The organism is Burkholderia sp. APQ4-4ca, from assembly GCF_057837105.1.
The window spans coordinates 1-7216 of sequence record NZ_JBYQCG010000193.1 but is presented as its reverse complement, the minus strand read 5'-3'; the positions used below and the strand labels follow the sequence as shown (position 1 = coordinate 7216).

7 protein-coding genes are annotated in these 7216 nt (G+C 69.5%); 5 read left to right on the top strand and 2 right to left on the bottom strand.

What is annotated here, in order from left to right; genetic code table 11:
• Positions 1 to 266 (bottom strand): DEAD/DEAH box helicase (locus AC3IFE_RS21080; protein ID WP_489191831.1); only part of this gene is annotated, 266 nt, incomplete at its 3' end.
• Positions 267 to 327: 61 nt separating this feature from the next.
• Entirely contained in the window at positions 328 to 1098 is a 771-nt protein-coding gene (gene glcC / locus AC3IFE_RS21075; RefSeq protein ID WP_050013449.1) for a transcriptional regulator GlcC, read from the bottom strand.
• A gap of 223 nt (positions 1099 to 1321) precedes the next feature.
• Between glcC and glcD the strand changes: the two genes are divergently transcribed.
• From glcD to AC3IFE_RS21050, 5 genes are all read left to right on the top strand, one after another.
• Complete coding sequence (glcD, locus tag AC3IFE_RS21070; protein ID WP_489191830.1) at positions 1322 to 2821, top strand: glycolate oxidase subunit GlcD; 1500 nt, start codon at positions 1322 to 1324, stop codon at positions 2819 to 2821.
• Positions 2821 to 3903, top strand: a complete 1083-nt coding sequence (glcE, locus tag AC3IFE_RS21065) for a glycolate oxidase subunit GlcE (RefSeq protein WP_489191829.1) — start codon at positions 2821 to 2823, stop codon at positions 3901 to 3903. The genes glcD and glcE overlap by 1 nt, the downstream gene beginning before the upstream one ends.
• Positions 3904 to 3926: 23 nt before the next feature.
• The gene (gene glcF / locus AC3IFE_RS21060) at positions 3927 to 5156 is read left to right on the top strand and encodes a glycolate oxidase subunit GlcF (RefSeq protein WP_489191828.1); all 1230 of its coding nucleotides are present in this window, start codon (positions 3927 to 3929) and stop codon (positions 5154 to 5156) included.
• A gap of 22 nt (positions 5157 to 5178) precedes the next feature.
• Positions 5179 to 5583, top strand: coding sequence for a GlcG/HbpS family heme-binding protein (locus AC3IFE_RS21055; protein ID WP_301737420.1), 405 nt, complete (start codon positions 5179 to 5181; stop codon positions 5581 to 5583).
• 331 nt (positions 5584 to 5914) lie between these two features.
• Positions 5915 to 7216, top strand: a 1302-nt coding sequence (locus tag AC3IFE_RS21050; protein ID WP_489191827.1) for a malate synthase G, incomplete at its 3' end; no start/stop codon positions are given.

Genomic DNA, 7216 nt, shown 5'->3' with positions numbered 1-7216 from the left:
TGCTCGGCCAGTTCGCGGGTGGGCACCAGCACCAGCACGCGCGCACGGTTGCTCGATACCGCCGGGCCGTGCTGCACGAGCCGCTGCAACAGCGGCAGCGCAAAGCCGGCCGTCTTGCCGGTGCCGGTCTGTGCGGCGGCCCTGACGTCCTTGCCGCCGAGCACGACGGGAATCGCCTTGGCCTGCACCGGCGTGGGTGTCTGGTAATTGAGGCCCTGCAGGTTACGCAGCAACGGCTCGATCAGGCCAAGCGAGGCAAAAGACATGGACGTGTTCCGGGCTAAAACCGCAATTCTAGCGGTTACCGCGCCGGCCAAGCCCGCCCGCTCACGTCCACCCTTCGAGCCGCAACGTCGAGCGCACGAGCCGCTGTTCCTCCTGCTCGATCTCGCGCAGATAGTCGACGCACTGACGGATATGTTCGCTCGCGGCCTTGCGCGCCTGATCGGGCAGCCGGCCGGTGACCGCGTTGTAAAGCCGCGCATGCTGGCGGTCGATCTGCTTCTTCAGCGGTTCGCGGTGATAGAGGTTGTTCACCGACGCGAACACCGAGCTGAGCAGCAGGTCGGTCAGCGACTGCAGCGTATTGACGAGCACCGGGTTGTGCGATGCCTCGCAGATCGCCAGATGAAACGCGTGGTCGAGCTTCGCGCGCGCGGCGGGATCGAGATCCTGCGCGTCGGCCGCCGTCATTTCCTCGTAGCGGCGCCGGATCAGGATGAAATCGGCCGGCGTGCCGCGCAGCGCCGCGAGCCGGGCGGCTTCGGCCTCGAGCATCCCGCGCACCTCGAACAGGTCGTACAGCGTGCGCGGCTGCGAGCCGAGCAGATGCATCATCGGCGTGATCGCGCGCTGGGGGGTCAGGCTCGCGACGAACGAACCCTTGCCGTGCGTCGTGTCGATGATCCCGCGCGCGTGCAGCAGCTTCATGCCTTCGCGCACGGCCGTGCGCGACACGCCGAGCTTCTCGGTCAGCCGCCGCTCCGACGGCAGCGCCTGCCCGGCCTTCAGCACGCCGTCGACGATCAACTGCTCGATCCGCTCGGCGACGACGTCGGCCACGCGCCGCGCCGGCCGCTCTCGATCCTGCATTTCCATACTGGTATGACCACTTGGCAAGGATGTCGTCGATTTTCTCACAAAGCCTTGTCGTCATTGGTTTTTATCGGTCATTAAAGAAACCGCACCCGATGACTTTCCAAAAACTGGTACGACCACCTTCAAGACGGCTGGACAGGCCCTCGCGTCCCGCCAAGAATGCCGTCCATCCGGCGTGTCGCGCATCGCGCGGCCAGCCGCAAGGTGGAGACGGAGACACACGATGAGTTTCATCTACGACGAACGGATCGACGGCCCACTGGCGAGCGTCGACCGCGCCACGCTCGTCGCCGCGCTGCACGCGGCGGCGCCCGGCCTGGACGTGCTGCACGAACGCGAGGCGTTGAAGCCGTTCGAATGCGACGGCCTCGCCGCGTACCGCACGGTGCCGCTCGCGGTCGTGCTGCCCGATACGGTCGATCAGGTGCGCGCGGTGCTGCGCGTCGCGGCCGCGCACGGCGTGCCGGTCGTCGCGCGCGGCGCGGGCACGGGGCTGTCGGGCGGCGCGATGCCGCTCGAAAAAGGCATCCTGCTGGTGATGGCGAAGTTCAACCGGATTCTCGACATCGACCCCGATGCCGGCATCGCACGCGTGCAGCCCGGCGTGCGCAACCTCGCGATCTCGCAGGCCGCCGCGCCGCACGGTCTCTATTACGCGCCCGATCCGTCGTCGCAGATCGCGTGCTCGATCGGCGGCAACGTGGCCGAGAACGCGGGCGGCGTGCATTGCCTGAAATACGGGCTCACGGTGCACAACATCCTGAAGGTCGAGATCCTCACGATCGACGGCGACACGCTCACGCTCGGCGCCGATGCGCTCGACGCGCCGGGCTTCGACCTGCTCGCGCTGTTCACCGGCTCCGAGGGAATGCTCGGGATCGTCACCGAAGTGACCGTGAAGCTGCTGCCGAAACCGCCGAGCGTGAAGGTGCTGATGGCCAGCTTCGACGACGTCGCCGAGGCCGGCGCCGCGGTCGCGCGGATCATCGGCGCGGGCGTGATTCCCGGCGGCCTCGAGATGATGGACAACCTCGCGATCCGCGCGGCCGAGGATTTCATCCACGCGGGCTATCCGGTCGACGCGCAGGCGATCCTGCTGTGCGAACTCGACGGCGCCGCGGCCGATGTCGAAGAAGACGCCGAACGCGTCGCCGCGCTGCTGCGCGACGCGGGCGCAAGCGAGATCCGCGTCGCGCGCGACGAAGCCGAGCGCCAGCGCTTCTGGGCCGGCCGCAAGAACGCGTTCCCGGCCGTCGGCCGGATGTCGCCCGACTACTACTGCATGGACGGCACGATCCCGCGCCGCGAGCTGCCGCGCGTGCTCGAAGGGATCGCCGCGCTGTCCGCCGAATACGGGCTGCCGGTCGCGAACGTGTTCCACGCGGGCGACGGCAACATGCATCCGCTGATCCTGTTCGATGCGAACCGGCCCGGCGAGCTCGACCGCGCGGAAGCGCTCGGCGGCAAGATCCTCGCGCTGTGCGTCGCCGTGGGCGGCAGCATCACCGGCGAACACGGCGTCGGGCGCGAGAAGATCAACCAGATGTGCGTGCAGTTCAACGCCGACGAAATCACGTTCTTTCATGCGGTGAAGGCCGCGTTCGATCCGCGGCGCCTGCTCAATCCCGGCAAGAACATCCCGACGCTGCACCGCTGCGCCGAATTCGGCGCGATGCACGTCCATCACGGCAAGCTGCCGTTTCCCGAACTGGAGCGCTTCTGATGCGACGCGAACGCGAACCCGAATCGATCGACGACAGCGCGGCGCTCGTCGCGCAGGTCGACGCGGCGATCCACGATCGCCAGCCGCTGCACATCCGCGGCGCCGGCACGAAGGCGTTCGTCGGGCGGCCGGTCGAAGGCCGCACGCTCGACGTGCGCACGCATCGCGGCGTCGTGTCGTACGACCCGACCGAACTCGTGATCACCGCGCGCGCCGGCACGCCGCTCGCCGATCTCGACGCGATGCTCGACGCGGCCGGCCAGATGCTGCCGTGCGAGCCGCCGTCGTTCGGCGGCGCGGCGACGGTCGGCGGCATGTTCGCGGCGGCGCTGTCGGGCCCGCGCCGCCCGTGGGCCGGCGCGGTACGCGATTTCGTGCTCGGCTGCCGCGTGATCACCGGCCACGCGAAGCATCTGCGCTTCGGCGGCGAGGTGATGAAGAACGTCGCGGGCTACGACGTGTCGCGGCTGCTCGCCGGCAGTTTCGGCTGCCTGGGCGTCGTGACCGAGGTATCGCTGAAGGTGCTGCCGAAGCCGCGCGCGACCGGCGATCTCGCGTTGACGCTCCCGGCGGGCGAAGCCGTGCAACGCGTCGCCGCGTGGCGCCGCGCGGGGCTGCCGCTGGCCGGCGCGTGCCACGCGGACGGCGTGCTGCGCGTGCGACTCGAGGGCGGCGAGGGCTCGGTGAAGGCCGCGCGCGACACGATCGGCGGCGACCGGATGGACGATCGCGACGACGGCTTCTGGGCCCGTCTGCGCGACCTGTCGCTGCCGTTCTTCGACGATCCGCGCCCGCTGTGGCGCGTGTCGGTGCCGGCCGCCGCGCCGCTCGACGCGCTCGCCGGTGCGCAGCTCGTCGACTGGGGCGGCGCACAGCGCTGGCTCAAGAGCGATGCCGCGCCGGCCGACATGCAGCGCATGGCCGCGCAATGGGGCGGTCATGCGACCTGCTTCACGCCGGGCACGACACCGGAGCCGTTCCAGCCGCTGCCGCCCGCGCTGCTGCGCGTGCACCGGCAACTCAAGGCGCAGCTCGATCCGCACGCGATTTTCAATCCCGGCCGGCTCTACGCCGACTTCTGACGCCAACCGACTTCGACCCGCCGATGCAAACCAACCTCAGCGAAGCAAGCAAGGCCCTCGCCCGGGCCGACGAAGCGGAAGCGATCCTGCGCGCATGCGTGCACTGCGGCTTCTGCAATGCGACCTGCCCGACCTATCAGGTGCTCGGCAACGAGCTCGACGGGCCGCGCGGCCGCATCTACCTGATCAAGCAGCTGCTCGAAGGCGAGCCGTGCGGCGAACGCACGCAACAGCACCTCGACCGCTGCCTGACGTGCCGCAACTGCGAGACGACCTGCCCGTCCGGCGTGCGCTACCACACGCTGCTCGACATCGGCCGCGCGGAAGCCGAGAAGCGCGCGCGGCGGCCGGCGCGCGAGCGCCTGCTGCGTGCGGGATTGCGTCACGTGGTGCCGCGCCCGGCGACGTTCGCCGCGCTGCTGAAGGCCGGCCGCGCGCTGCGCCCGCTGCTGCCCGGCGCGCTGCAGGACAAGATCCCGGCCGCCGTGCCCGCGGCCGCGCCGCGCCCCGCAGTGCGTCATGTGCGGCGCGTGCTGATGCTCGAGGGCTGCGTGCAGCCGGCGCTGTCGCCGAACACCAATGCGGCCGCCGCGCGCGTGCTCGACCGGCTCGGCATCAGCGTGACGCTAGCGCGCGAGGCCGGCTGCTGCGGCGCGACCGAATATCACCTGAATGCGCAGGAAGCGGGCCTTCAGCGCGCCCGCCGCAACATCGACGCGTGGTGGCCGGTGATCGAGGCTGGCGCGGAAGCGATCGTGCTGACCGCGAGCGGCTGCGGCGCGTTCGTGAAGGAATACGGCGACCTGCTGCGCTCCGACCCCGTCTACGCGGAGAAGGCGCGGCGCGTCAGCGCACTCGCGCGCGATCTGGCCGAAGTGATCGCGGCCGAGCCGCTCGACGCGCTCGACGCGCTCGCCGATGCGACGCCACGGCGCGTCGCGGTGCACTGCCCGTGCACGCTGCAGCACGCGCAGCGCCTGGGCGGCGCGGTGGAAAGCATCCTTACGCGGCTCGGCTTCGATCTGACGAATGTCGCCGATGGCCATCTGTGCTGCGGCTCGGCCGGCACCTATTCGCTGACGCAGCCCGCACTCGCGACGACATTACGCGACAACAAGCTCGATGCGCTCGAAGCCGCGCAGCCGGACCTGATTGTCACCGCCAACGTCGGCTGCCAGACTCACCTGAACGGCGCGGGCCGCACGCCCGTGCGCCACTGGATCGAGCTCGTCGACAACCGGCTGGTCGACTGACCGCCTATTCCGGAGGAACGCCATGCAAACGAAACCCGAACTCGAACTGGCCGATGCCGAGCGCATGCTCGCCGCGGCCCGCGCGGAAGCGGAACGCCACGGCTGGGCCGTGTCGATCGCCGTCGTCGACGATGGCGGCCATCTGCTCGCGTTCGCGCGGCTGAACGGCGCATCGCCGGCCAGCAGCGCCATCGCGCAGGACAAGGCGCGGGCGGCGGCGCTCGGCCGTCGCGAAACGAAGGCGTATGAGGATATGATCAACGGTGGCCGCACCGCGTTCCTGAGCGCGCCGCTGTCGGGCTTGCTCGAAGGCGGCGTGCCGGTCACGGTCGGCGGCCGGATTGCAGGCGCGATCGGTGTGTCTGGCGTAAAGTCCGAACAGGACGCGCAGATCGCCCGCGCCGGTACACAAAGCGTCGTGGCCTAGGGCCTGTTCACGCTAATAACGGGCTTGCGAACGTGCCTTTCCACCCGCAGGGCAAGGAGAGAGGAGGCGCAATAGCCGTAGCTATTGCAACGACGAACGACGCCGCCATGCGGGCGGAAAGGCACGTTCCCCTGTTTGGAGACAATCGTTCGTGGGGCTGGCCCCCAGAAGGGCCGAGCGCCGCGTCATGCTCCTCGCGAATACGTCGAGTATTCGCTTCGTCGCAGTCCTTGCGCTCGGCCCTTCTGGGGGTCAGCGCAAGCCCGTTATTAGCGTGAACAGGCCCTACAGCCAACGCGCGCGCGTTTTTCATTCCCCGGGAGGAATCACGATGATCGACCAAGCAGGACTGCAAGTCGCGCCAGCGCTGAGCCAGTTCATTGAAAACGAAGCGCTGCCGGGCACCGGCATCGACAAGGCCGCGTTCTGGAGCGGTTTCTCGGCGCTGGTGCACGACCTCGCGCCGCGCAATCGCGCGTTGCTCGCCGAGCGCGACCGCCTGCAGCAGGAACTCGACGCGTGGCATCGCGCCCACCCCGGCCCGGTACGCGACCACGCCGCGTATCGCGCGTTCCTCGAACACATCGGCTACCTCGTGCCGGTCCCGTCGAACGTCGCGGCAGCCACCGCGAACGTCGACAGCGAGATCGCCACGCAGGCCGGCCCGCAGCTCGTCGTGCCTCTGTCGAACGCGCGCTATGCGCTGAACGCCGCGAACGCGCGCTGGGGCAGCCTGTACGACGCGCTGTACGGCACCGACGCGCTGCCGGAAGACGGCGGCGCCGAACGCACGGCAGCCTACAACCCGACGCGCGGCCAGCGCGTGATCGACTATGCGCGCAACGTGCTCGACAACGCGGCGCCGCTCGCGAGCGGCTCGCACCGCGACGCGCTGCGCTACCGCGTGCAGGACGGCCAGCTCGCGGTCGAAACCGCGCAGGGCACCGTCGCGCTCGCGCAGCCGGCGCAATTCGTCGGCTACCAGGGCGCGGCCGGTGCGCCGTCCGCGATCCTGTTGAAGCACAACGGCCTGCACCTCGAGATCCAGATCGATGCATCGACGCCGATCGGCCGCGCCGATCTCGCGAACGTGAAGGACGTCGTGCTCGAAGCCGCGGTCAGCACGATCATCGACTGCGAGGATTCGGTCGCGGCGGTCGACGCCGACGACAAGGTCCAGCTCTACCGCAACTGGCTCGGCCTGATGCAGGGCACGCTCGTCGAGGAAGTGGCGAAGGGCGGCAAGACCTTCACGCGCCGCCTGAACGCCGATCGCGAATACACGACGCCGGCCGGCGGCACGTTGTCGCTGCACGGCCGCTCGCTGCTGTTCGTGCGCAACGTCGGCCACCTGATGACCAACGGCGCGGTGCTCGATCGCGACGGCAACGAGATTCCGGAAGGGATCCTCGACGGCGTCGTCACGACGCTGTGCGCGCTGCACGACCTGAAGGCCAAGCGCAATTCGCGCACGGGCTCGATCTACATCGTGAAGCCGAAGATGCACGGCCCGGCCGAAGTCGCGTTCGCCGATACGCTGTTCGCGCGCATCGAGGATCTTTACGGCCTGCCGCGCAACACGCTGAAGATGGGCATCATGGACGAGGAACGCCGCACCAGCGTGAACCTCGCC

Coding starts and splice junctions, on each gene's coding strand:
- glcF (WP_489191828.1), top strand. CDS start 3,927: ATGCAAACCAACCTCAGCGAAGCAAGCAAGGCCCTCGCCCGGGCCGAC.
- glcE (WP_489191829.1), top strand. CDS start 2,821: ATGCGACGCGAACGCGAACCCGAATCGATCGACGACAGCGCGGCGCTC.
- glcC (WP_050013449.1), bottom strand. CDS start 1,098: ATGGAAATGCAGGATCGAGAGCGGCCGGCGCGGCGCGTGGCCGACGTC.
- glcD (WP_489191830.1), top strand. CDS start 1,322: ATGAGTTTCATCTACGACGAACGGATCGACGGCCCACTGGCGAGCGTC.
- AC3IFE_RS21055 (WP_301737420.1), top strand. CDS start 5,179: ATGCAAACGAAACCCGAACTCGAACTGGCCGATGCCGAGCGCATGCTC.